Raw genomic sequence first — 25,850 nt, 5'->3', positions numbered from 1 at the left:
TCTTCGAGCTTCTCGAACAGTTCCGTTTCAACGATGCGCCGAGATCCAGGTCTTCGTTTGCGCGGGCGGATCGTCACCCTGCCGCACCGACGGCTCTGAAAGTCGTTCGTACTTCGCCCCTCTGGAGGCGCGCGACCAGCCCAACCTCGCTCTGTTCAAACGGTGCTAGGCATCTTTCGCAATCTTGCCCGCGCGGCCCGCCATCGGAAATGGAAGGGCTGCGGCTTCCTGCGCACTTCTGCGGAACTCGCCAATATGCCTGGCCATCCAGCCATGAGAGTCGGGATTGAACACAAGAAGAGGGTCGAGGCCTGGCTACGGGTGACGTTCGAGGCGGCCGGAATCAAGGCGGAAGCGCCGCAACTCGCCCGGCAGATCGTCCTGCTGCTCGATGGCTCGTTCGGCGTCGTTCTGTTGCATCGCGACCCGACCTATATGGAAGCCGCGGGCGAGGCGGCTGCCTCACTGATCCGCGCTGCGACCGAAAACGCAAACGCATAAGGCCGGCCACTCTGAAGACCGCATCTTTCGCCCTCGGCATGGCCTGAGGGCGCTGAGCGGGAAGGGCATGATGTTGAGCCTCTAAACAACAGAACAATGCTGCACTGCCGAAAAAATCGCCACGCGTACCACTGCGCGTTTTTTCAGCATGACCCATTGACAATTCATCCCTGATGGCACTTCATAGCATTATTCCAGTAAAACAGACATGCGTCCAGTATACTGGAACAATAGGAACAATCCATAAGGGGAACGCCATGACCATTTCCTTTCGCACCGGCGTGATGTCGCTGGCTGTCGCCGCTCTGTTGTCCACGCCTGCGCTGGCCGAAGGCAGCAAGCTCGATGAAGTGCTGGCCCGCGGCCATCTCGTCCTCGGCACGGGCAGCACCAATGCGCCTTGGCACTTCAAGAGCGCCGACGACAAGCTTCAGGGATTCGACGTCGACATGGGCCACATCATCGCCAAGGCGCTCTTCGGCGATCCTGAGAAGATCGAGTATGTGAACCAGTCCTCCGACGCCCGCATCCCGAACATCACCACCGACAAAGTCGACATCACCTGCCAGTTCATGACCGTTACCGGCGAACGCGCCCAGCAGGTTGCCTTCACCATTCCTTATTATCGCGAGGGTGTCGGCCTGATGCTCAAGGCGGATGGCAAATATGCCGACTACGCCACCCTCAAGGCGGCCGGCTCCTCCGTCACCATCTCGGTTCTCCAGAACGTCTACGCCGAGGCGATGGTGCATGCGGCCTTGCCGGAGGCGACCGTCGACCAATACGATTCCGTCGACCTGATCTATCAGGCGCTGGAATCGGGACGCGCCGATGCAGTCGCCACGGACCAGTCGTCGCTCGCCTGGTACATGACGCAGAACCCGGGCCGCTATAAAGATGCCGGCTACGGCTGGAACCCGCAGACCTACGCCTGCGGCGTCAAGCGCGGCGATCAGGACTGGCTGAATTTCGTCAACACCGCCCTGCACGAAGCCATGACCGGCGTTGAATTCGACTTTTACGCCAAGTCCTTCAAGACCTGGTTCGGCAAAGATCTGACGCCGCCGCAGATCGGCTTCCCGGTCGAGTTCAAGTAACAGCCATGCAGAGCGGGACATATTTCCCGCTCTGCATTTAAAGAGTGAGAGCATGATGCCGAAAACCGCTCGCACTTTTCGGCATCATGCTCTGGTCTGAAAGGGCGGCCCGTATGGGTTACACGTTGAATTTCGCTGCCGTCTGGCGCAACTTCGATTTTCTTTTGAGCGGGCTCGCGCTCAGTCTCGGCCTTGCGGTGATCTCGATCCTGATCGGGGCCGCGATCGGCCTTGTCGTGGCCTTCGCGCTGACCTCCAAGAGCCGTTTTGCAGTCGTGCCGGCACGGGTCTATGTCACTGTCATTCGCAACCTGCCGATTCTCGTCCTAGTGCTTTTCGTCTTTTTCGCGCTGCCGCAGATGGGCGTGCGCCTCGACAAGATAAAAAGCTTCGTCTTGGTTCTGTCGCTTTATTCCGGCGCCTATCTGGCCGAGGTGTTCCGCGCCGGGCTGCTGTCTATTCCGAGAGGGTTGACGGAAGCGGGGCTTGCCATCGGCCTTACGGGGATGCAGATCCGCAGCTCCATCATCGCTCCGCTGATGCTGCGCAACGTGCTGCCATCGCTGTCCTCGACGATCATCTCGCTCTTCAAGGACACCTCGCTTGCCGCCGCCATCGCCGTGCCGGAACTGACCTTTGCCGCCCGCAAGATCAATGTCGAGAGCTTCCGTGTCATAGAGACCTGGATGGTGACATCCGCGCTCTATGTCGCGACCTGTTTCCTCATCGCCGCCATGATGCGCTTCGTCGAGCGCCGTCTGGCCCTGCCGAGATAGACCTGATGTCCCACACCTTTCTCGAACAACTCTGGATCGCCCGATACGTCATCATGAACGGCATCGGCGTGACCGTGTCGATCTCCCTGCTGGCCATCCTCGCGGGTTCCATACTCGGCGTTTTCGTCGGTTTGGCGCTCGTCTATGGCGGCGTTGTTTTGCGTCTGGCCGTGCGCGCCTATACGGATATCATCCGCGGCACGCCGGTGCTCGTGCTGGTGCTGGCGAGCTACTATGTCTCCGCCGCTGTTGGCCTCGATCTCGGACCGTTCTCGGCCGGCGTGCTCGCCCTTGCCATCTTCTGCTCCTCCCATGTCGGCGAAATCGTGCGCGGGGCACTTCAGGCGATCCCGAAGGGGCAGACCGAAGCCGCTAAGGCGATCGGCCTGACCTTTACCCAGACCTTCACCTCGGTGTTGTGGCCGCAGGCCATGCGCCAGTGCCTGCCGGCCTGGGTGAATACGGCGGCCGAAATGGTGAAGGCCTCGACGCTGCTCTCCGTCATCGGCGTCGCCGAGCTTCTCCTGCGCACGCAGGAGATCATCTCCCGCAATTTCATGAGCCTCCAGTTCTATTTCCTGGCCGGTGGTCTCTATTTCATCATCAACTACGGCATCGAGCACTTCGGCAAATATGTCGAGCGCAAGACCGCCCTGCCGTCCTGAGGAGTTCCCCCGATGGCCAAGACCATTCTCGACATCCAGGGTCTGCGCAAGACTTACGGCATCCACGAAGTCCTCAAGGGCGTCGATTGCGCCGTTGAGGAGGGCGAAGTCATTTCCATCATCGGCTCGTCTGGCTCCGGAAAGACCACCTTGCTGCGCTGCATCAATATGCTCGAGGAATTCCAGGGCGGCACGATCAGCCTCGATGGCGAGGAGATCGGCTACCGCGCCGAAGGCGCGACGCGGCGCCGCAAGAGCGAGAAGGAGATTGCGCGCCAGCGCGCGCTGACCGGCATGGCGTTCCAGCAGTTCAATCTCTTCCCGCATATGAGTGCCGCTGAAAACGTCATGCTCGGCCTCGTCAAGGTGAAGAAAATGGCGAAGCCGGATGCCCGCGCCATCGCGGAAAAATGGCTCGATCGTGTTGGCCTTTCCGCCCGCTCGAACCATTATCCCGGGCAGCTTTCCGGTGGTCAGCAGCAGCGCGTCGCGATCGCCCGCGCCATCGCCATGTCGCCGAGACTGATGCTCTTCGATGAAGTGACCTCCGCGCTCGACCCTGAGCTGGTGGGCGAAGTGCTCCAGGTCATCAAGGGGCTTGCCGCCGACGGCATGACCATGCTGCTCGTCACCCACGAGATGCGCTTCGCCTATGACGTTTCGTCACGCGTCATCTTCATGAACCAGGGCATTATCTGCGAAGAGGGCGATCCGAAGCACATGTTCGTGCATCCGAAGACCGAACGACTGGCGGAATTCCTCAAAACCTCGAGTTTCAATTAGGCGAAAAGAAAGATCCCATGACCGTCCGCTCTGCGGATCGTCACGGGCGCTCGGTCCAAGGGTCGACAAGTTCGATCCCCAAGCCCTCGAAATCCTTTATATTGCGCGTGGCGAGAGTGAGATCGTGAGCAATCGCGGTGGCGGCAATCAGGCCGTCCATTGACGACAAGCCGCGTCCGCTTCGCTCTGCGAGCCCCGTCAAGTCGCCCCAGGCTATCGCAACCGGCTGGTCCACGGGAATGACGCGCTGCTCGAAGCGCTGCGGCAGATCCTGGGCAAGCCATTCAGCCAGCGCGTCGCGCTTCCGCCCGCTTTCCATCAATGCAACACCACGCCGGATCTCCGCGATCGATACGATGCTGATGAATGAGCGATCCTCGTCGAGACTGTCCAGCCATTGTAGGACACGTGCATCGGGACGCGGCCTTGTCACCTCGGAAAGCACATTGGTGTCCAGCAGAAGTCTCACAGCTGGAGATCACGCGGTTCGTCGCGCTGTCGTTCGAGGTCCAGATCGGCGCCACGCAGCGGCGATTGCATCAGAAACTCTGCAAGGGTGCCCTTGCGCGCGGTCTTCCGCTGCCATTCCTCGGCCGAAACGACGACGACGCTCGGTTTACCGTTGCGCATGATCGTTTGCGGCGTTGCTTGTGCGCGTTCGATAACCTCAGACAGCTTGGCCTTCGCACTGGCGACGGTCCAACTTTTATCCTCTGGTCGTGATGGCTGCATTCGCTCTATCCTGACTATAGTGACTATTATGACTATTATGACTATTATGACTATATAAGCCGAAGCGGTCTAGCGGCAAGCAACTTTTCGATAGGGAAGGGCTTTGCCCGGCGCGACCGACGCTGAGGAGTTTCCAAGGAATTGCGGACTCGCTCAATTTGCGCTCAGTCTGCATTTCCAGTGTGCAAATTCCAGCGGGAGGGATCCGAGACATCTTGGAAATCCTGTACGCAGGATTTTGGCACGAGCTTTGCTTTCCTGTCTTGTATGCAAGATAGCCACACATCTGAGAGCACGCAGAAGACCATCGAGGAAACGATCGTTTCCGGGATTCTTTCAGCTAAAATTCGGCCTGGGACGCGTCTCAGCGAAAACCAGCTGGCGGCGCTCTTCGGTGTGTCTCGAACCCGCGTCCGCGAAGCCATGATGCGCCTGGAAACACGCGGCATCGTGCATGTCAGTCCGAGACGAGGCTGGTTTGTTGTCGAGCCGTCCGCTGAAGAGGCGACCGCAGTCTATGAGGCACGGCGCGTCATCGAGGCCGGATTGCTGCGCAGCATGCGCGTATTGACGGACGAGGGACGCGAAGCGCTCGACGCGCATTTGAACGAGGAAAAAAGCGCAATGGCTGCGGGCGACCGCCAGCGCCTGACCTATTTGATGGGCGATTTCCACATCCGCATCGCAGAATTGAGCGGTAACGCCATCATCGTCGACATCCTCCGCGATCTCACCGCGCGGACGATCCTCATTTCGATGCTCTATCAGTCTGAATTTCATGCCGCACAGTCCCATGACGGGCATTGCCGGATCTTCGGGGCCATGCAAGCGGGCGATTTCGTCAGAGCCGCAGAACTCTCCATCGAACATCTGGACGAAGTGGAAACGGGCCTCGACCTCACCACACGCCCGGACCCGCTCTCGGAACTGCGCAGTTCCCTGTCACTTCCTCCCAAGACCGTATCCTCCGCCCAAACTGTCAGACCCCAGAAACCACACATCCAAAGGAGCAATTAAACTATGCTGACAAGACGAGTCTTCTTCGCCATGGCGACCCTGGCTGCAACCTTCGGCTTCGGCTCCGCGTCTTATGCCGACGCTCTCGCCGACATCACGGCGCGCGGTACGCTGCGGGTCGCAGTCCCGCAGGATTTCCCGCCCTTCGGCAGCGTCGGTACCGATATGGCGCCGATGGGCTACGATATCGATGTGGCCAATCTCATTGCCGAAAAGCTGGGCGTCAAGACCGAACTCGTGCCGGTCACCAGCGCCAACCGCGTTCCCTATCTGCAGACGAACAAAGTCGATCTGGTCATATCAAGCCTCGGAAAGAATGCGGAGCGCGAAAAGGTGATCGATTTCACCACCGCCTACGCACCCTTCTTCAACGGCGTGTTCGCACCGGCCGATCTTTCGATCGCCAAGGTGGAAGATCTCGCCGGCAAGAGCATCGGCGTCACGCGCGGCGCCGTGGAGGATCTCGAGCTGACGAAGATCGCGCCGGCCGACGCGACGATCAAGCGCTACGAGGACAATAATGGCACCATCTCGGCCTTTCTGTCCGGCCAGGTCGACACCATCGCTACCGGCAACGTCGTGGCCGCTGCGATCCTCGCCAAAAATCCTCCCAAGCGCCCTGAGATGAAATTCCTTATCAAGAACTCGCCCTGCTACATCGGTCTCAACAAGGAACAGGCAGCTCTTCTGGAGAAGGTGAACGGCATTGTCGCCGCCGCAAAAACCGATGGCGCGCTGAACGCCATATCGCAGAAGTGGCTCGGCGCCGATCTTCCGTCGGATCTCTAAGGACCGGTCTCACGGATGTCATCCCGCGCCCGCGAGCGGGATGACATGACGCTCCGTCGCCACAAGAGGGGACAATTCCTTGAGTTACCATTTCGAATTCGGCTGGCTGCTTGAATATTATCCTGAGATCATCAAGGGCATATTGGTCACGCTGGAGCTTATCGCGATCGGCGGAGTGCTCGGCATATCGCTCGGCACCTTCTGTGCCTGGGTGCGTGCACTCGGCCCGACCTGGCTGAAGCCTGTCGTGGCGACCTATGTCGAGCTGATCCGCAACACGCCGTTCCTGATCCAGCTCTTTTTCATCTTTTTCGGCCTGCCGTCGCTCGGCCTCCAGCTTTCCGAGCTGACGGCTGCGAACCTCGCGATGGTCGTCAACCTCGGCGCCTATAGCTGCGAAATCATCCGCGCGGGCATCCAGGCAACCCCGAAAGGCCAGTTCGAGGCAGGCGAGAGCCTTGCCATGACGCGCTTCGAAACCTTCCGGCATGTCGTTCTCGTGCCATCCCTGCAGCGCATCTGGCCGGCGCTGTCGTCGCAAGTGGTCATCGTCATGCTCGGCTCATCGGTCGTCTCGCAGATCGCCGCCGAGGATCTGACCTTTGCCGCAAACTTCATACAATCGCGAACCTTCCGCGCCTTCGAGGCCTACATCGTTTCGACAGCCATCTATCTTGTGCTGGCGATCCTGCTCCGGCAGCTGCTGGGGATGGTCGGCGGGTTCATTTTCCCGAGGAGAGCAGCACGATGATCGAGTTCACACTCTGGGACATCCTGCGCAACCTGCTGCTCGCCACCCGCTGGACGATCCTGCTTTCGCTCGTCTCGTTCATCGGCGGCGGCGCAGTCGGACTGGGGCTGCTGTTCCTGCGCATCAGCAAGCGCAAGGCATTCAAGGCACTCGCGAAATATTACATCGAGCTCTTCCAGGGCACGCCGCTGCTGATGCAGCTCTTCATCGCATTTTTCGGTCTCGGCCTCTTCGGGATCGACGTACCGGCCTGGCTTGCTGCGGGATTGGCGCTCACCCTGTGGAGTGCCGCCTTTCTCGCCGAAATCTGGCGAGGCTGCGTCGAAGCGGTCGCGCGGGGTCAATGGGAAGCCTCCGCCAGCCTCGGCATGGGCCGGTTGCAGCAGATGCGCTACGTCATCCTCCCGCAGGCGCTGAGGGTCGCCATACCGCCGACGGTCGGTTTCTCCGTTCAAATCGTCAAGGGAACGGCGCTGACCTCGATCATCGGTTTCGTCGAATTGTCGAAAGCCGGCACGGTCGTCACCAATGCCACTTTCCAGCCCTTCACCGTCTACGGGCTCGTCGCTCTCATCTACTTCGCCCTTTGCTGGCCTTTGTCAAAAAGCAGCCAGATCCTGGAAAGGAAGCTCAATGTCGCTCATCGAAATCACTGAAGTCCGCAAGAGCTTTGGCACCACCGAGGTGCTGAAAGGCATCAATCTCGATGTGGAGGCCGGCGAGGTCATCGCCATCATCGGCAAGAGCGGTTCGGGCAAATCGACACTGCTTCGCTGCATCAACGGCCTGGAGACCATCACTGACGGCTCCATCTCCGTGGCCGGCGCGCAGCTCCTTGATGACGAAGTCCATCTGAAGGCACTGCGCCTCAAGGTCGGCATGATCTTTCAGCAGTTCAACCTCTTTCCGCACCTGACCGTCGGCGGCAACGTCATGCTGTCGCAGACCGTGGTCAAGAAGACCCCGAAAGCCGAAGCCGAGGCCACCGCCCGCAAGATGCTGGAGCGGGTAGGGCTGGGTCACAGGTTCGACGCCTATCCGGACGAGCTCTCGGGCGGCCAGCAGCAGCGTGTCGCCATCGCCCGCGCGCTGGCCATGCAACCGACAGCACTTCTCTGCGACGAAATCACCTCCGCGCTCGATCCGGAACTGGTCGCCGAAGTTCTGGCCGTCGTGCGCGAACTCGCCGCCGAGGGAATGACCCTCCTGATGGTGACGCACGAGATGAAGTTCGCCCGCGACGTCTGCAACCGCGTCGTCTTCATGCACCAGGGCCGAGTCCACGAAGCCGGCCCGCCGGAGGACGTCTTTGCCAATCCGCAGACAGCGGAGTTGAAGCAATTTCTCGGTGTCAACTAAAGCATGTCGCGCAAAAGTGTGCAGCGGTTTTGCGACAACGACATGCGTAAAAACAAAGAGCTAAAGCGCGACAAGCGAATCTGAAAGATCGCGACACGCTTTAGGAGGCCGTGAGAATAGCCGACTTGGCGGATCGAGCATTTTTATGGCGTGCTGCGTTTGCGCATCGATTATCCGCTCCGGCAACCGGACGCCTCTCGCCTATCTAACGCGGCTTGCTGCTCGATCTGCCGCCGCGCCGCCGGTGATCGCGGCCGACCGTCCTCAGGACTTCGGCCGAGGATGTCCCATCAACGCTTCATACTCTCTGTCGGACAATCGTTCGATTGTCCTCAGCTGTGCGGGAATATCCATCCGCTCATGCAAGACCGCGGCAATGATGAAGGTTGAGTCGTCAACGACGATGTATACGGCGTAATGGTGCTCTATCTTGTGGAGCCGGAAGAGCGAATTCCCGGCGCGCTCGTCTTTCTTTATCCTTACGCGGACATAGGCTTCGGGGATGCCTTCAAATCGCGCCCGCAGCAAGCGGCCATAGGCTTTCGCCTGTTCGGTGGACCATTTTCGCGCCGTTTCGCGGACTGCCAGACGGTAGTTATCAAGGGCGGTCGGCAGGATGAGAACGCGAGGAGCCACTAGCGCAGTTCTTCATCCAGCTCCGCATCGATAGCATCCAGAGCAGAAAGGGGCAGCGTCTCTCCGCGCCGGAATTCCTCTTCCGCCCGCAGCAGCGAGCGGATGGCATAGCGGCGATCTTCTTCGCGTGCCATATCTTCGCGAATAAGGGCGCGTACATATTCGCTCGGCGTCGTGTACTGGCTCTTCCCGTTGGCGCGCATATCGACGAAGGCGCGCATTTCATCGGGCAAGCTTACATGCAGGCTGCTGGTCATGTAGCACCCTCCTTATCAAATTCCTGAAATTGTTCTGTATCCGGGTCGCGATGTCAATATTTGACATTGAGATTCGGTCCCTTCCAACTATCCCCGTGGCTCCAAGACGTTCATGACGTGGGTGGATGCAGCCGTGTATCGAGGGCAAACTTCTCCTGGAACTTCAGCGCATAGGCGCCCGTTGCGCCGCCTGCCAGAAAAATCAGGTTCCAGCTATGCCGCGAGACCGCGCTGGGGATCGCCACGAAACGATGCTGTCGAAGCAAATCGTCTCCGAAGGCTTGCTGCCCGGCGCTGGGAATGCCCGGGCGCAGCCAGTTGGGATTGGGCACGCTTCCCGGATCGACAACATGGATATCGCCGGCATCGGCAATGACGGCTGCTGTCATTATATGCGCCACCGTGTCGAGAGCCCGAAACCCCTTGTGGACCGCGACTTCAAGGATCGCCGTCGCGGGATCGAGCGAGCAGTAGACCGCGCGAACCCCCTTGCTGTTCCAGCGGCCGCCAACCCGATAGGCGCCTTCTCCGCTATCCCAAGTCGGCGCATGGACGGCCTGATCGAGCCGCCACGCGACCAGCTCGGCCCCGCCGAGCGCGATCGGCAAAAGGGTCATGCATAGACGCCGTATTCCATGCGATCGAGATGATCTTCGACAAGCTCGACGCCGGCGGGCGTCCCGAGAAGATCGATCGGGCGGCGCTGCTCAAGTCCGACCGCCGGACGCTCCAGCCATTGTTCGGCTTCCGCCTGCGATCCGAAGATATCCGTTGCCTTTGCGAGAATCTCGGCGAATTTCCACGCGCGGCCGCTCTGTTCCTGGCTGAGCGGCTTGGAAGGCGTATCCTTCCGCCGCTGCCAGGTGCGCAAGCTCATGCCCACCGCCTTTTCGAGGGACTCGTTCTTGCCGAGGACGACGAGAGTACCTACAAGATGATCCAGCGCCGTTGCAGGCAGGCCGTGCAGGAGTAGCTCATGGGCGTCGAGAGCATTGGTCAGGCTGCGCGACAGAATGCGCGAGCCGCCGAGCAATGCCTCTATTTTTTGCAGTTCACCACCGCCTGCCGCTGAAGCAGGTGCTTTTGCTGCGACGGCCATGATCTTTCTCCTACGTCATCTGTCGCTTTTTATATGTCATGTGTCGCGATGAATTTCAAGATCTGACGGGCGTATCCGGCGTATCGGCCGCGGAACCGTGCCTTTTCTCGCTGCCGGCGCCAAACAAGCGGGCAGGCGGCGATGGCACTGCCTGCCAAGGGCAGCTTGCAGCGGATTGAAATGCCGCGATCCCCACCGCTTTAAGAGGCTGGGTCGCGGCGCTCCAATTCCGTAAGCGCGCGGGAATGGCAGGCAGGGCTGCCGCTCCTGGGATTGTCAGTCTTTTTTGCTGGTCGGCGCTGGCAGCAAGATGGGCTCGACTGAATGTTTCGGTGCCATCAGCTGTGCAAGAACGTCGTCGGCCGAGTGGCTCGAACCGCCGATGCCGGCTTCGCGCAGTTGACGATCGAGGTCGTTGCCATTTTCCAGCGCGGCCAGTTCAGCACCGGCTTCGATGCGGCCGGCAGTGATTTCCTGGCGTTTCTTGATGCGTTCGAGACTTTCGACGGCGCTACCGAGACGGGTATTGATGCCCGACTGGCTATGGGCAATCGCCGACTGAGCGCGCAGCAGCGACTCGTTGGCTTTGACATTCTCCACCTCACGCTTCATCTGAGCAATGCGCGCTTCGGTCTCCTGGATCGTGCGCAGCATCTGCTGCTGGCGGGGCAGCAGCCGATCAAGCTCTTCCTGATCGCGCTGCACTTCGCCACGGATACTGGCGATACGCTGAGCGAGACCCTGAGCCAGATCCGTGCGGCCCGCGGAGATCGCGGCGCGAGCGCTGTCGGTATCCTTGGTCTCCTTGGCGCGGTTTTCGTCAAGTCGGCGCATCACGCTCTTGTTGGCCGCCATAATGCCGGCCAGATCGGATCGCGCCGCACGCAGCGACTGTTCGGCGTCGCGGATTTCTTGATCAAGAATGCGCATGGACTGGCTGTCGGCCGCCGCTTCCGCTGCCTCGTTGATGCCGCCGCGAATGGCGGTGAAAATCTTTCCCCAGGTGCTCACGCTGCAATCTCCCCGCTTTTCCATTCTTCAATCATGTGCGCCGCATCGACGGCATTGGCAGCCAGAATCGCGACTTCCTCGACCACCGTCTCGGCCGGCGAGCGTGCTGACAGCGAGCCGAACAATTCATACCATTCCTCACCGTCGATCGTGGTGATGCCGAAGCTGGAGAGCGGCACGAACTTGTGGGTCTTCAGCACCATTCGTTCGAAGGCTTCTCGATTGGGCACGTCCTTGCAGGGCACCAGAACTGCGCTGACAAGGATGTCGCGCTCCCCGCTCACTGCGACGAAGACGTCGAGATCGCCTTTTTCCCTAAGAGTCACACATATGACGTCGCCTTGTTCGGGTACGGCTACATCCACATCGCCCAGGGCGTCGGGATCGGCGGCGAACAGGCGCGTTAAGGTGGTGAGGTTCCAGGTCTCCAAAAAGTCCTCCATCGGTTGGAACGTCAAAATATTTGGGTAATCGGTTTGCAACTTAAAGATCTGGTGCGCTAAATAAATTTCGCTAGGGTACGCGTTAGGAACGGGGGCGAATCGCTTGCCATTTATCGCTTCATTGATGCGGCGTGTATATCTCTCGCTCAGCGAATTGGCCTGGTCAGCCCTTTTTGTTATCCTCGTAATCCACCTGATCGCTTCTTACCTGCTCTTCATGCTGGCCGGCGAAAGCGATCTCGTCGGCAGTCCGGTCGACTTTCTTTATTACTATATGGTGACGGCAACGACTGTCGGCTATGGCGATCTTTCTCCAAAATCGGGGCTCGGCCGATTAATTGCCGTCCTGTTCGTTCTTCCCGGCGGCATTGCCATCTTCACCGCTGTTCTTGGCAAGTTGTTGACAACTATCGGTACGATCTGGAGGAACCGCATGCGTGGATTGGGTGATTACAGCGAACGCGCCGGCCATATCATCGTCCTGGGCTGGCAAGAGGGGCAGACATATCAGACGCTGCGGCTGCTGTACGCCGAACGACAGGCCAATGAACCGATGAGTGTTCTGGTTGCCAAGGACCTGCCGGAAAATCCCGCCAGCAATTACGCCGACTATATCAGAACCGAGCGGCTTGCCGATGCCGACGCTCTGGTGCGGGCCGGAGTGGCGAAGGCGCGCGCGATCATCGCGCGCGGAGCAAATGACGACGAGACGCTGGCCGCCGTGCTGATTGCCGAAGACCACGCCCCCAATGCCCATATCGTGGCCTATTTCGCCGACGACCGCACGGCACAGATGGTCAAACAACGCCGGCCGCGCGTCGAGGCAGTGGGCTCGCTCGCCGAGGAGCTGCTGTCGCGTTCCGCCCGTGATCCGGGCTCTTCGGAAATCGCCGCACGGCTGCTGTCGGCCGCCTCCACCGACACGGCCTTTTCCCTGCCGGTACCGCCCTTGCAAACCCCGCTACTCTATGGGGACGTGTTTTTAAGCCTCAAACGTCAGCACAATGTGACGCTGGTGGGCATGCTGAGCCAGGGCGTGACCGACCTCAATTGCCGAGACGAGACGCCGCTTCGGGGCGGCGAGACCCTTTACTACATCAGCGGAATGCGGCTAGATCCCGCTGCCTTCGCTTGGGCTCGAATGGGAGACGTATCATGATCGGGTGGTTCGGCAGAGACAAGAACGAAAGGCCCTTACCCAAAGAACTTGGCCCGTTGAGCGCCGCCATCGGCGGGGCGTTGGAGATCGATTTCCTCTCCCTCGAAGCCGAGGCTTTGGCCGGCCAGCCGGCGATGCCGCTGCCACGGAGTGGCCCGTTCATCATTGCCGCCTACGGTGAGGTTTCGCTCGATGCCGCGACGGTTCTGTCGCGCTACTACGATGAAGACCATCGGATGATTCAGGTGATGTCGACGTCGGGCCAGCCGGGTGATGTCGACGACATCAGCTTTTATCAGCCCTGGGACAGCGTCGTGCCTGCCGGGCAGGGCGAATGGAACCGCTGGACCGGGCAGGACGGCCTGATCGGCCAGCCAACCTACGATGCCGACGGCATCCTCTATAGCCGCTTCTGGGGCGAAGGCCCGGAACGCACCCCATTGGCGGAGTTTGTCGAGAAGGTCGACGACGGTGAGGCGCAGCGCTCCATTCACCAGACCTGCATGCTTTATTATCGCCCGCTTGGCTCGACGCGCGAAATGCTTTTGATCAATGTCGAACGCGACCTCGATCTCGGACAGAGCCAGGCGGGCAGTTCGGTGGAATTTCTGATCGGCTACGGACTCGCTCCGGCCGATGTTCGCCGCGTCTGAGGGGATCCTATCAATTTCAACGGAGGACTTTTTCAATGCTCGATTATGTGGCGGGTCTGCCTGCCTTCCTCGGCTATTTCGCCGTCGGTCTTGCCGCCTACGGCGTTTTCGCGGTGATCTACACATTCCTGACGCCGCAGAAGGAAGTCCAACTTATTCGCGCAGGCAATCTTGCCGCCGTCACGGCATTCTTGGGCGCGCTTGTTGGTTTCAGCCTGCCTCTGGCTTCGGCCGCAGCCAATTCGGTCAGCATCGTCGACTACATCATATGGGCGGTGGTCGGCATTCTGGCGCAGATCCTGGCTTACTATATTGCGAATTTCACCATGACGGATCTGCATGAAAAGATCACTGCCGGCGATATCGCCGCGGGCATATGGGGCGGCGGCATCGCGCTGGTCATCGGTATTCTCAACGCCGCCTGCATGACCTATTGAGGGGAGGGAATGATGCGCAGACGTAAGAGCGGGCACAAGCGACCTTTCCTGGCCCTCGGTACCATCGCCGCCTCGACCCTGGCGCTGTCGGGTTGCGGCGATCAGACTCCTTCGGAGACGATGTTCACCTCGGTCGACCAATGCGTGACTTCCGGCATGGACCGGCAGGTCTGCCAGGCCGGCTATCAGGATGCCATGCGCGCCCATCTCGCGGCTGCGCCGCGTTTCAACGGCATGGCCGCCTGCGAGGCCGAATACGGCACCGGCCAGTGCACTGAACAATCGGCCAGTGCCGTCCCCAACAATACCGGCGGAGGCGGCAGCTTTTTCGTGCCGTTCCTGACAGGCTACGTGCTGTCTTCCACACTCAACAACATCGGCGACTATTACAATTATCGCCGGCGCCAGGAGGAGAGTGGCTCCTACGGCTCGACACCGATTTATCGCAATCGCTCGGGGCAAACGGTGACAACGACTGTTCGCTCGGGCGGCAACGACACCGCGATCGCGCCCTCGCGCCAGACTGTCAAGCCGGTCAACGTCAATACTCGCACCGTTGCCCGTCAAGGCTTCGGGGGCCGTTCGTCCTTCAGTTTCGGCGGCTGACATGAAGCGCATCACACTTCCGGCGCGTCCTGATTGGCTTGACAAGGCGCGCGCCGTCGGCTTCGGGTTTCACGTCATGTATGGCGAGCCCTATTGGCTCGACGATGCCGCCTATACGTTCACGCTCGATGAGATCGAGATGCAGATCGAAGGGCCGAGCCAGGAACTGCACGACATGTGCATGGATATGGTCGGCGATATCGTCAGAAGCGAAGAGACGCTCGACAGGCTAGCCATTCCGGAGGACCTGCGCGATGTGGTGCAGCGTTCCTGGCAGCGCCGCGACCGGCACCTCTACGGCCGGTTCGATCTTGCTTACGACGGCACTGGTCCGGCCAAACTGCTCGAATACAACGCCGATACCCCCACTTCGGTGTTCGAGACAGCCTATTTCCAGTTCAATTGGCTGACCGACCAGGTGGCTTTGGGTATCCTGCCCAATGATGCCGACCAGTATAATTCCTTGCAGGAAAGCCTCGTCGAGGCGTTCGAGCAATTTTCCAAGGAGCCGATTTTCCACTTCGCAGCGATGACCGACAATGAGGAGGATCGCGGCACGACGGTCTATCTGATGGACTGTGCAGTGCAGGCCGGCCATCGCGTCGAGCTTCTGGACATACGCGAGATCGGCATCGATGCGCAGGGTCGCTACACCGACCTCCAGGATCGGGTGATCGACCGCTGCTTCAAGCTGTACCCCTGGGAGTTCATGCTGCGCGAACCGTTCGCCCGTCAACTCGTGCGCTCGGGCGATGTTTTCATCGAGCCCGCCTGGAAGTCCGTGCTCTCCAACAAGGGGCTTCTGCCTCTGCTCTGGCAGCGCCACCCCAATCATCCCAACCTGCTGCCCAGCTATTTCACCGACGACCCGGCGGCCTCGACCTTGACGGACTATGTGCGCAAACCGTTGCTGTCGCGAGAAGGCGAGAACGTCACGATATTCCGAGATGGCCGGGAATTGATTTCCGCCCCCGGCGATTATGGTGAGGAAGGCTTTATCGTCCAGGCTTATGCCCCGCTTTTCGAAAGCGATGGCGGCTTCGCCGTGCTCGGCAGCTGGATCGTTGGTGATCGCGCCTGCGGTCTTGCCGTCCGCGAGGACCGCTCGCGCATAACCGCCAATCTATCGCGTTTCGTGCCGCACGTCATCGTCGGATAAGTGGAGGTATATCGCTTCAGGCCAGCGATCTTCGTCTATGCGTCGAGCGATGCCGGCCATCCGCCCCCCACGGTCATTGGCCGTTGGACTTCAGGAAGGCGACCGTCGCTGAAATCAGCTTGTCCACCGTCTCAGCACTCCGTTCGACGCCGAAACCGTGATCAACCGATTCAGTCCACAGTTCCTCCGGGCCATCGTGATAAGATAGCAGCGACTTGGCGAGAACGGGCTGGGGAAAGACGATGCTATCGCGCGTGCCAACCGCCAGGAACAGCGGACCCTTGTAGCGCGAGATCTCGCCGGCAGGCTGCACCGCGTATAGGCTCTCGAAGAAGCGGCCTTTCAACGGGATATCCTTGCCATCGCCGAGGCGCTTCGCCGGATAGACGTTATCGCCAGCTTTCACAGCTTCAGCCATTTGTTTCTCGCCGAAGATCGAAATGAACGCCGCGGGAAGATTGATACCGGGGTTCCAGAGCACGACAGACTTTAAAGGCGTTTTCGTCCGGCCGGCGACCGCGGTCGTGACCGCGCCGCCCAGGCTCATTCCCATCAATGAAATACGTTTGCCATCGACGCTGTCATTCGTCGATAGGAAGTTGAGCGCCGCTTGTGCGTCCGTTATCTCGGTTTCAACGGTCATGTCTTCGAATTTGCCGTCACTCTCACCGCTGCCGCGAAAATCAATCCGAAGCGAAGCGATGCCGTTCTTCGCGAGCACCGGCGCAGCGCGCCCGAACAGGCCTTCCTTCACTGCGTCCGAACTCCATTCGTTGCGGCTGCCGGTGAAGCCATGAAGCATCAGGACGACAGGGGGCTTGGCAACATCATCCGGCGTAACCATCGTCGCTACGATTGTCTGGCCTCCGACTTTAAGTTTGACGATGGTCTCCGTGGCCTGCGCCGAAACTAAAAAGGTTGTCATCAGCACTCCCAGTGACGCGGCAACGGTTCGGTATAGCTGTTTCATAGCTGCTCTCTTTCTTGTTTGAATTTGCGGTCGGCCGGTCAAAGTTGATGGCGCGGTCGTATCGGATTGGCATTGGGCGTTGATGTCCTTTTCACCGCCGCGGATGCCTGATTCAGCGAAGTTCGCCGGTTATGAATTGAGCTCGACCAAGGCCGAAGGACCAATCCGCGTCGCCATTCTCCACGATGCTGACTAGGACATCTGCAGGGTCGATCGCACACGCATTCGAAAGCCCCGAGGTAACGAAACGATAGAAGGCCTGCTTGTCTTCGGCGGACCGTGCTCGCGAGATCACCTCGATAATAATCAGCCTGTCACTCCGAGAAATTCCGAGGCCAGTGTCCTCTGCACGGACATGGGTTCGCTCGTGCTCATACAGAATCTGGTAACGATCTGCCTTCGGCACATTAAAAGCGCTGACGACCGCCTCATGGATGCAGTTGAGTATCCTCTCATGATCGTTTGGCGATCGGCCCTTCATAAGATTGATTTTTATCAGCGGCATGGCTCATCCTCGGGGGGGAAGGAGAGCGGGGAACGGCCTGCCGTTCCCCGCGTGCATCTAGTTTGCTTCCGCCGGGAAGGCGGCTGTGGCGGGTTGGGTATCGACAGACAGGGCACGGGGGAAGCAGAGCAGGTTCACGACCGCGCTCATGATCGCGATCGCGATGGGATAGGCCAGGCCCGCATAGATGTTGCCCGTATAGGCAACCAGCGACAGGCTGATGAGAGGAACAAAGCCGCCAAACACGCCTGTTCCGATGTGATAGGGAAGCGAGAGCGAGGTGTAACGCAATTTCGCCGGGAAGAGCTCGACGAGGAAGGCTGCCATCGGCCCGTAGACCAGGCCGACGAAGACGAGTTGGGCGACGATCAGCGCTGTGACCAGGACGAAATTATGCGCAGCGACGGCGGCGGCGATACCCTGATAGATCGGAACATAAAATACGGCTGCGAGAATGAAGCCGGTGACAATCAACTTGCGGCGGCCGACCCGGTCCGACAAGGCGCCGAAGAAAACGATGAGCGGCGTTCCGATCACCAAAGCAGCCGCGAGGCAAAGGTTTGCTGTCAGAAAGTCCAGCTTCAGCACGCTCTGCAGGAAATAGAGGGCGTAGAATTGCCCGGTATACCACACGCAACCCAGGCCGGCGGTCGCCCCGAACAGCGCAAAGGCTGCATAGCGCATACCATGACCGGTGGCGAAACTCTCGCGGATCGGGCTCTTTGCAGTCTTTCCGTCTTTGCGAAGCTCCTCGAAAACCGGGGATTCGCTCAGCTTGAGGCGCAAATAAAGCGACAGGACGATCAAAACCGATGATAGCAGGAAGGGGATTCTCCAGCCCCATTGCTTGAAGATCTCTTCGCCGAGCGACAGCCGGCATGTAAGCACGACGATAATCGCCAGAAAAAAGCCAACGGTTGCCGTTGTCTGGATAAAGCTCGTGAAGAAACCGCGCCGGTTTGCCGGTGCATATTCTGCAACGTAAACGGCGGCCCCACCGTATTCACCGCCGATTGCCAATCCCTGGATCAGCCGAAGTACGACGAGCGCGATCGGCGCGAAATATCCTGCGGTCTCAAAGGTTGGCAAGATGCCGACGAGCGCGGTCGCAACGCCCATCAAAATGAGCGTCATCAAGAACGTGCTCTTGCGTCCGAAGCGATCACCGATGCTGCCGAACAGCAGGGCTCCCAACGGGCGAACGACAAAACCCGTGGCGAAGGTCGCGACGCTGATCAGAACGGCTGCAGTCGGCTCATTGGCTGGATAGAAGAGTGTCGAGAAAAAGATGGCCAGGCTTCCGTAGAGGTAGAAGTCATACCATTCAATGACCGTGCCGGCGCTCGATGCGAGAACGACGGTCCAGATGCCTGGTTTGCGGACGGAATCGTCCCTTTCCTGTAGCTGTTGCATGCTGCAGTCCCCTTTTTTGTTTTTGAATGCTGTCGGCCCTTTTGGGCCGTGGTGGATCAGCTCGCGATGCGCTGATCGAATGCGTAGAGGCCAAGTCTTTCGCTTGCTTCTCGCACTGTTCGGCGGACGACGTCCTTCGCCGACGGCAGATCATTGATAAGGCCCACCGCCTCGCCGACGGTTACGTTGGCCGTGTCGTAGTCCCCAGAGGCCCAAGCGGCCTCGACCTTCGACAATTCTTCGGAATGCAGCGTGCGCAGCTCTTCCTCACGGCCATGCCATTTGTCGATGAAGCCGTTTTTGAGCAGCCGGCCGGTATAGCCAGCGGGCCAGGCCTTCTGACGGACGATGTCGTAAACTGAAGTACGGATTGTCTCGTCGCCAGAAGCGGCGACAACCTTGTCTTTGGCGGCCTGATGGATGAGCGACTCGCGCGTTGCCCAGAACCTCGTTCCCATCAGGACCCCGTCTGCTCCGAGCATCAGCGAAGCGGCAAGGCCCCTGCCGTCGGCAATGCCGCCAGCGGCCACGACAATGACGGAAGGCGCAACCTTGGCCACAAGATCCACGACCGAGGGAACGAAGGGCATGGTCGAACGCGCGACCAGACCGTGGCCGCCGGCCTCGGTCCCTTGAACGACAAGAACGTCGGCGCCAACGTCTATTGCACGTCGGGCATGTTCGAGCGTGTGGATCATGCAGATCAGTGGGACACCTGCCTGCTTGACCCGTGCCGCGAGCTTCGCCGGATCTGAAAAGGAGAGCATCATCGCGGAAGGACGCTCTGCGAGCGCACGATCAAACAGATCAAGGTCGGACTCAACTGCCCAGGTGATGAACCCGCAGCCGACGCGTTCGTTGGTGATTAGTGATGATTCCGTCTTGTACCATGGACGATCAGCATATCCGCCGCCCAAAAGACCCAAACCGCCGGCATCGGCGACGGCGGACGCAAGCGCGCCACCCGCTGCCGGGGTCATCGGTGCCAGGATGATCGGGTGCTCAATATTGAAAAACTCTGTCAGACGCGTCCGTATCGTCATCGTACTTCTCCCAGTTTGCAGAATGTCCCGGTTATTTTCTTTGACGCTATGGTGACGCTTGACGAATGACAAACGATTAGATCAGATGTTTTCCATCAGAAAAGGAGATGGCTGATGAACAGCGTCGATCTCAAGTTTTTCCAGGCGGTGGTGAGGGCAAACAGTATTGGGGGGGCGGCCGGTGTGCTGCACACCGTCCAATCCAACGTCACCGCACGAATAAAATCGCTTGAGGAAGAAATCGGCGCGCCGCTTTTTCACCGCTCCAGGCGAGGGGTTACGCTGACAGCCACCGGCATTCAGCTCGTTCCCTATGCCGAGCGCATCGGAGAGCTTCTGGAGGAAGCCAAGCGCGTTGTTACAGACCATGGTACGCCGAGCGGTCTACTCAGGATCGGCTCGATGGAGACCACTGCAGCGCTACGCCTTCCGCCCATCCTGATCCGTTATGCTGAAGAATATCCAGAGGTCGACGTCCTGGTGGAGGCTTCACCGACGGAACAGCTCGTCAGCGAGGTCGTCGCTCGCAAACTGGATGGCGCGTTCGTCTCCGGCCCCATCGCTCATCCCGAACTGCAAAGCCTTTCGATCATCGAAGAGGAGCTCGTTGTCATCTCCTCACCGCGGATTCACGAGCCTGCGGATCTGAAGGCGTTGGCCGCATCCCCAGCCCTGAAGGTCCTCGCCTTTCGATCGGGCTGTTCCTATCGCCGACGCATGGACATGTTCCTGGCTGCATGTGGGGTAACGAATGTGCGCTGGATGGAGCTCGGAACTATGGACGGAATCATCGGCTGCGTTGCCGCCGGTGTCGGCGTGGCCATGTTGCCTCGCGGTGTGGTTCAGGCGGCGGCGGCCGACGGACGAGTCATGATACACCAGCTTCCCGACAGTCTGCGAACAGCGCCGACTGTTTTCGTGACGCGGAGCGATGAATATCTTTCTGCGGCACTTCAGGCTTTCATGACGGTGGCGTCTGAGACGCATGAACAGCCTCAGCCGGAAAGGCCGGAGCCGGTTCGATACCTGCAGCAGGCTTAAGAGAGGAAAAGGCTCAAACCCATGCCGATAGCCAGCACAATGGCCGCGGCAACGGTCGTGTTTGTCTCAGACTGCCGCATAGCCTCTTCCTTGATGCCCGAGAACTGGGTGAGCGTATCGCCGAACTCAACGAAGGCCGGTGTCGCAAAGCCAGGCCGTCAAGCGAGACGGGTATCGGCTGTTATCAACGGCTTTTCGACAACGGAAGCAGTATGGCGCATCAGGTTGAGCACAGTGCGCGGCATGATGCTAATGCAGGAACCGGCGGCCGTGCAGGCGAACATCGCATGATACGATCGAACATCCTGGATCGCACCGCGAGTCAACAGCCTATCAGTCGATTGTGGAAGTTTAGAGCCGCCCGGGTGGGCGGCAGCTCTTCAAAGCCCGCTGAACCAGTTGTAGCCCTGGTCTTCCCAGTAGCCGCCCGGATAGTCATTGGTAACGAACACCTCAACGATATGCTTGGGGTTCTTGAATCCGAGTTTGGTCGGCACCCTGAGCTTCATGGGTGAGCCATATTTCAGCGGCAACGGGTTCTTGCCGAAGTCGAGCGCCAGGATGGTTTGCGGATGCAGCGCTGTCGGCATGTCGATGCTGGAATAGTAGCGATCCGCGCATTTAAAGCCGACATATTTGGCTGTCATGTCCGCACCAACACGCCGGAGGAAGGCGCTCAGGGGAACGCCGCTCCACTCACCGATCGCGCTCCAGCCCTCGATACAGATATGCTGCGTGATCTCGGAGACCTGCGGCAAACGGCGAAGATCATCAAGGCTCCACGGTGCTTTTTTGTCGACGAGTCCGGAGACTTCTAACCTGTATTCCAGGAGGTCCATCTCCGGCGCGCTGTCCTCGGGATAGAAAGCATTGAACGGAAACGGGTCCGTGATGTCTTCTGGCCGGTAGGTCGGTGTGAGCCGACTGCGGTCGAACAGGAGCGCCTGCACCCGGTCGTTCCAGCGGGACATCGCCCAAAGTACCTTGTCGACAGCTGTGTCGTCCTGGAGAGTGCAGCCCGTCAGCACCGTCAGCGCGCCCAAGGAGAGGCCCTGGCGAAAGAACAGGCGTCGGCTGATATTTTCCAATTGAGGACGATGGTCACCGAGCACAACTCCGCTCTTTTGTTGTTTGCGCCCCAATAGAGTGGCGGGTGCCACTTTTTTCGGCTCAGGCTGCTCCGCCATCACTCTTTTCCTTTCTTCTCTTCAAAAGTCTCGCACCAACAGTCATGGACAGCAGTGTTTTCGGAACAAGGGCAACCATAGCGACGTGGATGACGAGAAATCCCAACAGAGCCGCCATACCTGTGAAATGCACGATACGGGCGGAGTCGAAGCCGCCAAGGAGCGCCGTTAACAGGCCAAACTGGATGGGCTTCCAGAGGACCAATCCAGACCCAACCATCAACACGCCGAGAAGAAGAACCCCAAGATACATGACCTTCTGAATGGCATTGTAGCCGTGAGCTTCATGCCGGAGGCTGAAAGTCAGTGCGAGCCCAAGATCGCGCAGGAGATCGCCGAGGCGCAATGTCAGCATGCGTTTACGCAGATAATTGCTTGCCGTGCCGAAGGCGAGATAGACGACGCCGTTGCCGACAAAGAGCCACATCACCGCGAAATGCCAGGCCGTGGATCCGCCAAGCCAGCCGCCAAGCGTCATTTCCTCCGGGAAGCGGAAGGGTAGGATGGGATGGGCATTGTAAATGCCCATTCCGCTCATCACCATACACACCATCGCAAAGACGTTGATCCAGTGCGTGAGGCGAACCACAACAGGATGACCTGCCGACCGTGGATCGTTCTTTTCTTGTCGCATCCTGCGCCTCACATCGGTGGCGCTATGCCGTTAGCGCCGACGCTGATGGATACCGCCGTCAGCGAGCCGTCCTCGGCCTTTGTGGCGAGCAGAACAAGCTTCGCGCCGGTTGCCAGGAGCGAGCGGTCGCCCGGCTCGAGGCTGACGACCGGAACATCGGCAGGCACAAAGACCTTCTTCTCGCCGTTCTTATACTTGACCGTCAGCGTGCGGCCGTCGGTCCCGAGAATGCTGCCGACCGCGCCATTGGTCATCGAACTGTCCTTGGCGCCGTCCCATGGTCTGGAGCCCTCGCCGACGCCACGCATGGAGGCGGGAAAGATGTGCACCTCAAGAGCCTTCAGCGTTCCATCCGGCTGCGGGGCGGCAGCCGTGCCGATGTAGCTGTCGGCCTTGATCGCGCTCAGATCGGTGAGCGCGACGGATATGACCATGGTGCCGGCCGAAAGCTTCACGGCAACGTCCTTGCCGTCTCGCGCCTTGACATGGATCGCATCCTCCGTGACCTCCGTGATGGCGCCGCGAACGCGCACCGGATCTGCCGCGCTGGCAGTGCCGGCCAAGGTGGTGAGCAGTGTGATCGTTAGTGCTGCCGACCGGAAAGTCGATTTCATGGAATGATGCATTGTTTTAAGAACCTCGCTACCAGTTGAAAGGGATGGAGTGAAACTAGACCGGCGGTCGGCTCTCTGCGGTGACGCCAGAATGACAATTTCGTCATTCATCCTTCACCGAATTGCCCCGCGTGAATTGCTAGAAGACAATGATCTGAGATAGAGGGGCAGGGGGCGGGAAAAAATGGCAATCCTGATCATCGAGGACGATCCAAAGACCGGTGACTATCTCCGCAAGGGGCTGAGGGAGAGCGGTTACGCCGTGGATCTGGCCCGTACCGGCACCGATGGTGTGCATCTGGCGATGCAGCAGGTCTATGACCTGATCCTTCTCGATGTCATGCTCCCGGGCATCGACGGCTGGGAGATCATCCGCCGCATTCGTGAACAGCGCGATCTGCCCGTCATCTTCCTGTCTGCGCGTGATGATGTGAACGATCGCATTCGTGGCTTACGGCTCGGAGCCGATGATTATCTGGTGAAGCCCTTCTCTTTCGTCGAACTGGAACTGCGCGTCCGTACGATCCTGCGTCGCGGCCTGACGCGCGAAAGCGATGTCTTCGAGGTAGCGGACCTGCGGCTGGACGTGCTGCGACGCAAAGTGACGAGAGACGGGGTCGAAATTGCGCTCACCAACAAGGAATTCATGCTTCTCCACCTGCTGATGAAGCGCCAAGGCGAGGTCTTGTCGCGCACGCAGATCGCTTCTGAAGTCTGGGACATGAATTTTGACAGCGATACGAATGTCGTGGACGTCGCAGTCAAGCGGCTAAGAGCGAAGGTCGATGCGCCTTTCGGGCGAAAACTGATTTCCACGATCCGAAGTGTCGGATACAGCCTGAGCCTCGATGCATGATCCGCAACAGTCAAAGATCATCCTCGCTCATCCTGCGGCTGATGGCCTCCTATGTCTCAGTCCTTTGCGTTCTGACTGGTGCGCTTGGCATTTATTTCTATCACTCGGTGCGCTCCTCACAGGAACAGCGCATAGAGACGATCGTCTCGGGCCGGGCCAGCTATTATGCTCGGCTTGTCAGCGAGATGTATCCTCTCGGCGAATTGAAGGAGCGGCCGTTGCTGATTGCAAAGATGCTTGGCGCCGAGCGCGACGTCCTTGCTTTCCGCCATCCCTCGGGAGAGGTCATGATTGAGGTCAATCCAGACGGGATCTCACTTCCTCCGCCCGCCGCCGCTGCGTCGTCCACCGCCAGAACAGTCACCCGCGCCGGTATTGAGGTCTACTGGACTTCGGTGCAGACGAAAGCACTGGATACGAACGAACCGATCGAGGTTGTGGCCGGACACCCGATGACCGACGAACAGGCCATGCTGGCGACGTTCCGCGACCGTTTCCTGATGGCGACCATTGCTGGTGTCATCGTTGCAACCGCGATCGCCTATGGCCTTTTGCGGCGTGGCTTGCTGCCGGTCCGGGATATGGCCACTAGAGCTGCCGAGATTCATCCAGGGCAGCTGCATGTGCGGCTGGATGTCCTTCACGCCCCAACGGAGCTGCGTGCCTTGGCCGGCGCGTTTAACGCGATGCTGGACCGGCTTACCGACGGTTACCAACGCTTGTCGCAGTTTTCCGCCGATCTCGCGCACGAAATCCGTACACCTCTTGGCGTCCTTATCGGCCAGACCCAGGTCACGCTTGCCCAGCCAAGGACTGTAGATGAATATAAGTCCGTGCTGGAATCGAACCTCGAGGAGTTCGAGCACCTCAACCGCTTGAGCGAGAATATGCTTTTCCTTGCAAGGGCGGACGAGGGACGACAGCCGGTCGATAAGGTCGCGGTCGACATGGACCGTGAACTTCACAAGATTGCCGATTATTTCGAAGGCCTGGCATTAGAGCGCGATATGCGCTTCAGTATCGAGGCTGCGGGCGTTGCAAATGTCAGTGTTGACCTTTTTCGCCGGGCCGTGGGCAATCTTGTCGTCAATGCCATTCGTCATGGCCGGGAGGGTACAACGGTCCGGCTGCGGGCAGCCAGTGCTGGTGATAAGGCGATCATCGAGGTCGAGAACGAGGGAGTGAGCCTGTCACCTGACCAGTTGGACCGGTTGTTCGACCGCTTTTACCGGGTAGACGCGGCCCGCAGCGGCAGCTCGTCTTCGCACGGACTGGGTCTAGCGATCGTCGATGCCATCATGCGGCTGCATGCGGGCTTAGCGGATGTTTCATGCCCAGAGGAGGGAATGATCCGTTTTCGCCTCTCCTTTCCGGTGTAAGTTGCCAGCCCCAATTTGAAAGCCGCCGGAAATAAAAGCAAAAGGCGCTCTTGCGCCCCGAAGCGTACCGGCGGCTGTGAGGGAACGACTTCGAGGCGATGCAACTCTTTCTGCGACATGGTGATCATAAAGGACATGACGACTCCGACCGCTCATGGTCTCGACCAGGCTGAAGATCGTCATCCTTGCTCCCAACGTTGGCTTTGACCAGTACGTCGAGAGGCGAGACTGTCGCATCTCTAACTGGCCCAACTGTCGCATTACTAAATAGCCCGGTG

Annotated in this window: 32 protein-coding genes and 1 pseudogene; 18 read left to right on the top strand and 15 right to left on the bottom strand. The window is 59.4% G+C overall.

Annotated features, from left to right (window positions below):
* Window positions 1-115: 115 nt before the first annotated feature.
* From RWJ89_RS32500 to RWJ89_RS32480, 5 genes and pseudogenes are all read left to right on the top strand, one after another.
* Window positions 116-501: pseudogene (locus RWJ89_RS32500) on the top strand (TetR/AcrR family transcriptional regulator); the annotation flags it as partial.
* Between the two features lie 257 nt (window positions 502-758).
* Window positions 759-1,598 (top strand): transporter substrate-binding domain-containing protein, encoded by an 840-nt coding sequence (locus RWJ89_RS32495; protein ID WP_020047059.1) that lies wholly within the window; start codon window positions 759-761, stop codon window positions 1,596-1,598.
* Window positions 1,599-1,711: 113 nt separating this feature from the next.
* Window positions 1,712-2,374: an amino acid ABC transporter permease gene (locus RWJ89_RS32490; protein WP_221946343.1), complete on the top strand. Its 663-nt coding sequence runs from the start codon at window positions 1,712-1,714 to the stop codon at window positions 2,372-2,374.
* 5 nt (window positions 2,375-2,379) lie between these two features.
* Window positions 2,380-3,039, top strand: a complete 660-nt coding sequence (locus RWJ89_RS32485; protein WP_011648868.1) for an amino acid ABC transporter permease — start codon at window positions 2,380-2,382, stop codon at window positions 3,037-3,039.
* A gap of 12 nt (window positions 3,040-3,051) precedes the next feature.
* The gene (locus RWJ89_RS32480) at window positions 3,052-3,822 is read left to right on the top strand and encodes an amino acid ABC transporter ATP-binding protein (protein ID WP_222274658.1); all 771 of its coding nucleotides are present in this window, start codon (window positions 3,052-3,054) and stop codon (window positions 3,820-3,822) included.
* 40 nt (window positions 3,823-3,862) lie between these two features.
* Here the strand turns inward: RWJ89_RS32480 and RWJ89_RS32475 are convergent, their stop codons facing one another.
* Both RWJ89_RS32475 and RWJ89_RS32470 read right to left on the bottom strand, forming a co-directional pair.
* The gene (locus RWJ89_RS32475; protein WP_316032004.1) at window positions 3,863-4,291 is read right to left on the bottom strand and encodes a type II toxin-antitoxin system VapC family toxin; all 429 of its coding nucleotides are present in this window, start codon (window positions 4,289-4,291) and stop codon (window positions 3,863-3,865) included.
* The gene (locus RWJ89_RS32470) at window positions 4,288-4,554 is read right to left on the bottom strand and encodes a type II toxin-antitoxin system Phd/YefM family antitoxin (RefSeq protein WP_017991284.1); all 267 of its coding nucleotides are present in this window, start codon (window positions 4,552-4,554) and stop codon (window positions 4,288-4,290) included. The genes RWJ89_RS32475 and RWJ89_RS32470 overlap by 4 nt, the downstream gene beginning before the upstream one ends.
* A 267-nt stretch (window positions 4,555-4,821) precedes the next feature.
* On the opposite strand from RWJ89_RS32470, the gene RWJ89_RS32465 reads away from it, so the two are divergent.
* From RWJ89_RS32465 to RWJ89_RS32445, 5 genes are all read left to right on the top strand, one after another.
* Window positions 4,822-5,571 (top strand): GntR family transcriptional regulator, encoded by a 750-nt coding sequence (locus RWJ89_RS32465; RefSeq protein ID WP_316032003.1) that lies wholly within the window; start codon window positions 4,822-4,824, stop codon window positions 5,569-5,571.
* 3 nt (window positions 5,572-5,574) lie between these two features.
* The gene (locus RWJ89_RS32460) at window positions 5,575-6,360 is read left to right on the top strand and encodes a transporter substrate-binding domain-containing protein (RefSeq protein ID WP_020047053.1); all 786 of its coding nucleotides are present in this window, start codon (window positions 5,575-5,577) and stop codon (window positions 6,358-6,360) included.
* A 79-nt stretch (window positions 6,361-6,439) separates the two neighbouring features.
* On the top strand, window positions 6,440-7,111 hold the full coding sequence (locus RWJ89_RS32455; protein ID WP_316032002.1) for an amino acid ABC transporter permease: 672 nt from the start codon (window positions 6,440-6,442) through the stop codon (window positions 7,109-7,111).
* A complete protein-coding gene (locus RWJ89_RS32450) occupies window positions 7,108-7,767 on the top strand; it encodes an amino acid ABC transporter permease (RefSeq protein ID WP_017956570.1) in 660 nt (219 codons plus the stop codon). Before RWJ89_RS32455 ends, RWJ89_RS32450 begins: the two co-directional genes overlap by 4 nt.
* A complete protein-coding gene (locus RWJ89_RS32445) occupies window positions 7,745-8,470 on the top strand; it encodes an amino acid ABC transporter ATP-binding protein (RefSeq protein ID WP_077977022.1) in 726 nt (241 codons plus the stop codon). The genes RWJ89_RS32450 and RWJ89_RS32445 overlap by 23 nt, the downstream gene beginning before the upstream one ends.
* Window positions 8,471-8,734: 264 nt before the next feature.
* Here RWJ89_RS32445 and RWJ89_RS32440 read toward each other — a convergent pair whose 3' ends face one another.
* The 6 genes from RWJ89_RS32440 to RWJ89_RS32415 form a co-directional block, all read right to left on the bottom strand.
* Complete coding sequence (locus RWJ89_RS32440) at window positions 8,735-9,106, bottom strand: type II toxin-antitoxin system RelE/ParE family toxin (RefSeq protein ID WP_316032001.1); 372 nt, start codon at window positions 9,104-9,106, stop codon at window positions 8,735-8,737.
* The gene (locus RWJ89_RS32435) at window positions 9,106-9,363 is read right to left on the bottom strand and encodes a ribbon-helix-helix domain-containing protein (RefSeq protein ID WP_131641202.1); all 258 of its coding nucleotides are present in this window, start codon (window positions 9,361-9,363) and stop codon (window positions 9,106-9,108) included. The genes RWJ89_RS32440 and RWJ89_RS32435 overlap by 1 nt, the downstream gene beginning before the upstream one ends.
* Before the next feature lie 110 nt (window positions 9,364-9,473).
* On the bottom strand, window positions 9,474-9,980 hold the full coding sequence (locus RWJ89_RS32430) for an RES family NAD+ phosphorylase (RefSeq protein ID WP_168287606.1): 507 nt from the start codon (window positions 9,978-9,980) through the stop codon (window positions 9,474-9,476).
* Complete coding sequence (parS, locus tag RWJ89_RS32425; RefSeq protein WP_077977025.1) at window positions 9,977-10,462, bottom strand: type II RES/Xre toxin-antitoxin system antitoxin; 486 nt, start codon at window positions 10,460-10,462, stop codon at window positions 9,977-9,979. The genes RWJ89_RS32430 and parS overlap by 4 nt, the downstream gene beginning before the upstream one ends.
* Window positions 10,463-10,738: 276 nt before the next feature.
* Window positions 10,739-11,473 carry a PspA/IM30 family protein gene (locus tag RWJ89_RS32420; protein WP_316032000.1) on the bottom strand — a complete coding sequence of 245 codons (735 nt, stop codon included), beginning with the start codon at window positions 11,471-11,473 and terminating at the stop codon, window positions 10,739-10,741.
* The gene (locus RWJ89_RS32415; protein WP_316032012.1) at window positions 11,470-11,916 is read right to left on the bottom strand and encodes a YjfI family protein; all 447 of its coding nucleotides are present in this window, start codon (window positions 11,914-11,916) and stop codon (window positions 11,470-11,472) included. Before RWJ89_RS32415 ends, RWJ89_RS32420 begins: the two co-directional genes overlap by 4 nt.
* A 103-nt stretch (window positions 11,917-12,019) precedes the next feature.
* Here RWJ89_RS32415 and RWJ89_RS32410 point away from each other — a divergent pair, with 103 nt between their 5' ends.
* The 5 genes from RWJ89_RS32410 to RWJ89_RS32390 are packed head-to-tail and all read left to right on the top strand — an operon-like array spanning window position 12,020 to window position 15,930.
* Complete coding sequence (locus RWJ89_RS32410) at window positions 12,020-13,075, top strand: ion channel (protein ID WP_316031999.1); 1,056 nt, start codon at window positions 12,020-12,022, stop codon at window positions 13,073-13,075.
* Complete coding sequence (locus tag RWJ89_RS32405) at window positions 13,072-13,728, top strand: YjfK family protein (RefSeq protein WP_077977028.1); 657 nt, start codon at window positions 13,072-13,074, stop codon at window positions 13,726-13,728. The genes RWJ89_RS32410 and RWJ89_RS32405 overlap by 4 nt, the downstream gene beginning before the upstream one ends.
* A gap of 35 nt (window positions 13,729-13,763) precedes the next feature.
* Complete coding sequence (locus RWJ89_RS32400; RefSeq protein WP_003550237.1) at window positions 13,764-14,165, top strand: DUF350 domain-containing protein; 402 nt, start codon at window positions 13,764-13,766, stop codon at window positions 14,163-14,165.
* 12 nt (window positions 14,166-14,177) lie between these two features.
* Window positions 14,178-14,771, top strand: a complete 594-nt coding sequence (locus RWJ89_RS32395; protein WP_316031998.1) for a DUF1190 domain-containing protein — start codon at window positions 14,178-14,180, stop codon at window positions 14,769-14,771.
* A 1-nt stretch (window position 14,772) separates the two neighbouring features.
* Complete coding sequence (locus RWJ89_RS32390) at window positions 14,773-15,930, top strand: glutathionylspermidine synthase family protein (RefSeq protein ID WP_316031997.1); 1,158 nt, start codon at window positions 14,773-14,775, stop codon at window positions 15,928-15,930.
* Between the two features lie 73 nt (window positions 15,931-16,003).
* On the opposite strand, the gene RWJ89_RS32385 is transcribed toward RWJ89_RS32390, so the two are convergent.
* The 4 genes from RWJ89_RS32385 to RWJ89_RS32370 all read right to left on the bottom strand — a co-directional run bounded on the left by RWJ89_RS32385 (window position 16,004) and on the right by RWJ89_RS32370 (window position 19,933).
* Window positions 16,004-16,900: an alpha/beta hydrolase family protein gene (locus RWJ89_RS32385; RefSeq protein ID WP_316031996.1), complete on the bottom strand. Its 897-nt coding sequence runs from the start codon at window positions 16,898-16,900 to the stop codon at window positions 16,004-16,006.
* Between the two features lie 112 nt (window positions 16,901-17,012).
* The gene (locus RWJ89_RS32380; RefSeq protein WP_316031995.1) at window positions 17,013-17,405 is read right to left on the bottom strand and encodes a tautomerase family protein; all 393 of its coding nucleotides are present in this window, start codon (window positions 17,403-17,405) and stop codon (window positions 17,013-17,015) included.
* Between the two features lie 57 nt (window positions 17,406-17,462).
* Window positions 17,463-18,818, bottom strand: a complete 1,356-nt coding sequence (locus RWJ89_RS32375) for an MFS transporter (RefSeq protein ID WP_316031994.1) — start codon at window positions 18,816-18,818, stop codon at window positions 17,463-17,465.
* 56 nt (window positions 18,819-18,874) lie between these two features.
* Window positions 18,875-19,933 (bottom strand): NAD(P)H-dependent flavin oxidoreductase, encoded by a 1,059-nt coding sequence (locus tag RWJ89_RS32370; protein ID WP_316031993.1) that lies wholly within the window; start codon window positions 19,931-19,933, stop codon window positions 18,875-18,877.
* A gap of 42 nt (window positions 19,934-19,975) precedes the next feature.
* Here RWJ89_RS32370 and RWJ89_RS32365 point away from each other — a divergent pair, with 42 nt between their 5' ends.
* Entirely contained in the window at window positions 19,976-20,902 is a 927-nt protein-coding gene (locus RWJ89_RS32365) for a LysR family transcriptional regulator (protein WP_131620127.1), read from the top strand.
* Window positions 20,903-21,282: 380 nt separating this feature from the next.
* On the opposite strand, the gene RWJ89_RS32360 is transcribed toward RWJ89_RS32365, so the two are convergent.
* From RWJ89_RS32360 to RWJ89_RS32350, 3 genes are all read right to left on the bottom strand, one after another.
* Window positions 21,283-21,990 carry a molybdopterin-dependent oxidoreductase gene (locus tag RWJ89_RS32360; protein ID WP_316032011.1) on the bottom strand — a complete coding sequence of 236 codons (708 nt, stop codon included), beginning with the start codon at window positions 21,988-21,990 and terminating at the stop codon, window positions 21,283-21,285.
* Window positions 21,991-22,072: 82 nt separating this feature from the next.
* Window positions 22,073-22,723: a cytochrome b/b6 domain-containing protein gene (locus tag RWJ89_RS32355; protein WP_316031992.1), complete on the bottom strand. Its 651-nt coding sequence runs from the start codon at window positions 22,721-22,723 to the stop codon at window positions 22,073-22,075.
* A gap of 8 nt (window positions 22,724-22,731) precedes the next feature.
* Window positions 22,732-23,337 carry a hypothetical protein gene (locus RWJ89_RS32350; RefSeq protein ID WP_165503755.1) on the bottom strand — a complete coding sequence of 202 codons (606 nt, stop codon included), beginning with the start codon at window positions 23,335-23,337 and terminating at the stop codon, window positions 22,732-22,734.
* A gap of 184 nt (window positions 23,338-23,521) precedes the next feature.
* On the opposite strand from RWJ89_RS32350, the gene RWJ89_RS32345 reads away from it, so the two are divergent.
* Both RWJ89_RS32345 and RWJ89_RS32340 read left to right on the top strand, forming a co-directional pair.
* Window positions 23,522-24,193: a heavy metal response regulator transcription factor gene (locus RWJ89_RS32345; protein WP_017956552.1), complete on the top strand. Its 672-nt coding sequence runs from the start codon at window positions 23,522-23,524 to the stop codon at window positions 24,191-24,193.
* Entirely contained in the window at window positions 24,190-25,572 is a 1,383-nt protein-coding gene (locus tag RWJ89_RS32340) for a heavy metal sensor histidine kinase (RefSeq protein WP_316031991.1), read from the top strand. Before RWJ89_RS32345 ends, RWJ89_RS32340 begins: the two co-directional genes overlap by 4 nt.
* The last annotated feature ends 278 nt before the right edge of the window (window positions 25,573-25,850 follow it).

The sequence above is a fragment of the Rhizobium sp. 10PS4 genome, assembly GCF_032464805.1.
In the GTDB taxonomy this organism is placed as follows: domain Bacteria; phylum Pseudomonadota; class Alphaproteobacteria; order Rhizobiales; family Rhizobiaceae; genus Rhizobium; species Rhizobium laguerreae.
Note: the sequence above shows the minus strand (reverse complement) of the source record. Positions and strands in the feature narration are given on the sequence as shown.

Bases quoted from the DNA above. Each gene is read 5' to 3' on its own strand.
- RWJ89_RS32495 (WP_020047059.1), top strand. From the start codon at position 759: ATGACCATTTCCTTTCGCACCGGCGTGATGTCGCTGGCTGTCGCCGCT.
- RWJ89_RS32490 (WP_221946343.1), top strand. From the start codon at position 1,712: ATGGGTTACACGTTGAATTTCGCTGCCGTCTGGCGCAACTTCGATTTT.
- RWJ89_RS32485 (WP_011648868.1), top strand. From the start codon at position 2,380: ATGTCCCACACCTTTCTCGAACAACTCTGGATCGCCCGATACGTCATC.
- RWJ89_RS32480 (WP_222274658.1), top strand. From the start codon at position 3,052: ATGGCCAAGACCATTCTCGACATCCAGGGTCTGCGCAAGACTTACGGC.
- RWJ89_RS32470 (WP_017991284.1), bottom strand. From the start codon at position 4,554: ATGCAGCCATCACGACCAGAGGATAAAAGTTGGACCGTCGCCAGTGCG.
- RWJ89_RS32465 (WP_316032003.1), top strand. From the start codon at position 4,822: ATGCAAGATAGCCACACATCTGAGAGCACGCAGAAGACCATCGAGGAA.
- RWJ89_RS32460 (WP_020047053.1), top strand. From the start codon at position 5,575: ATGCTGACAAGACGAGTCTTCTTCGCCATGGCGACCCTGGCTGCAACC.
- RWJ89_RS32450 (WP_017956570.1), top strand. From the start codon at position 7,108: ATGATCGAGTTCACACTCTGGGACATCCTGCGCAACCTGCTGCTCGCC.
- RWJ89_RS32445 (WP_077977022.1), top strand. From the start codon at position 7,745: ATGTCGCTCATCGAAATCACTGAAGTCCGCAAGAGCTTTGGCACCACC.
- RWJ89_RS32435 (WP_131641202.1), bottom strand. From the start codon at position 9,363: ATGACCAGCAGCCTGCATGTAAGCTTGCCCGATGAAATGCGCGCCTTC.
- RWJ89_RS32430 (WP_168287606.1), bottom strand. From the start codon at position 9,980: ATGACCCTTTTGCCGATCGCGCTCGGCGGGGCCGAGCTGGTCGCGTGG.
- parS (WP_077977025.1), bottom strand. From the start codon at position 10,462: ATGGCCGTCGCAGCAAAAGCACCTGCTTCAGCGGCAGGCGGTGGTGAA.
- RWJ89_RS32415 (WP_316032012.1), bottom strand. From the start codon at position 11,916: ATGGAGGACTTTTTGGAGACCTGGAACCTCACCACCTTAACGCGCCTG.
- RWJ89_RS32405 (WP_077977028.1), top strand. From the start codon at position 13,072: ATGATCGGGTGGTTCGGCAGAGACAAGAACGAAAGGCCCTTACCCAAA.
- RWJ89_RS32400 (WP_003550237.1), top strand. From the start codon at position 13,764: ATGCTCGATTATGTGGCGGGTCTGCCTGCCTTCCTCGGCTATTTCGCC.
- RWJ89_RS32395 (WP_316031998.1), top strand. From the start codon at position 14,178: ATGCGCAGACGTAAGAGCGGGCACAAGCGACCTTTCCTGGCCCTCGGT.
- RWJ89_RS32390 (WP_316031997.1), top strand. From the start codon at position 14,773: ATGAAGCGCATCACACTTCCGGCGCGTCCTGATTGGCTTGACAAGGCG.
- RWJ89_RS32385 (WP_316031996.1), bottom strand. From the start codon at position 16,900: ATGAAACAGCTATACCGAACCGTTGCCGCGTCACTGGGAGTGCTGATG.
- RWJ89_RS32380 (WP_316031995.1), bottom strand. From the start codon at position 17,405: ATGCCGCTGATAAAAATCAATCTTATGAAGGGCCGATCGCCAAACGAT.
- RWJ89_RS32375 (WP_316031994.1), bottom strand. From the start codon at position 18,818: ATGCAACAGCTACAGGAAAGGGACGATTCCGTCCGCAAACCAGGCATC.
- RWJ89_RS32365 (WP_131620127.1), top strand. From the start codon at position 19,976: ATGAACAGCGTCGATCTCAAGTTTTTCCAGGCGGTGGTGAGGGCAAAC.
- RWJ89_RS32355 (WP_316031992.1), bottom strand. From the start codon at position 22,723: ATGCGACAAGAAAAGAACGATCCACGGTCGGCAGGTCATCCTGTTGTG.
- RWJ89_RS32350 (WP_165503755.1), bottom strand. From the start codon at position 23,337: ATGAAATCGACTTTCCGGTCGGCAGCACTAACGATCACACTGCTCACC.
- RWJ89_RS32345 (WP_017956552.1), top strand. From the start codon at position 23,522: ATGGCAATCCTGATCATCGAGGACGATCCAAAGACCGGTGACTATCTC.
- RWJ89_RS32340 (WP_316031991.1), top strand. From the start codon at position 24,190: ATGATCCGCAACAGTCAAAGATCATCCTCGCTCATCCTGCGGCTGATG.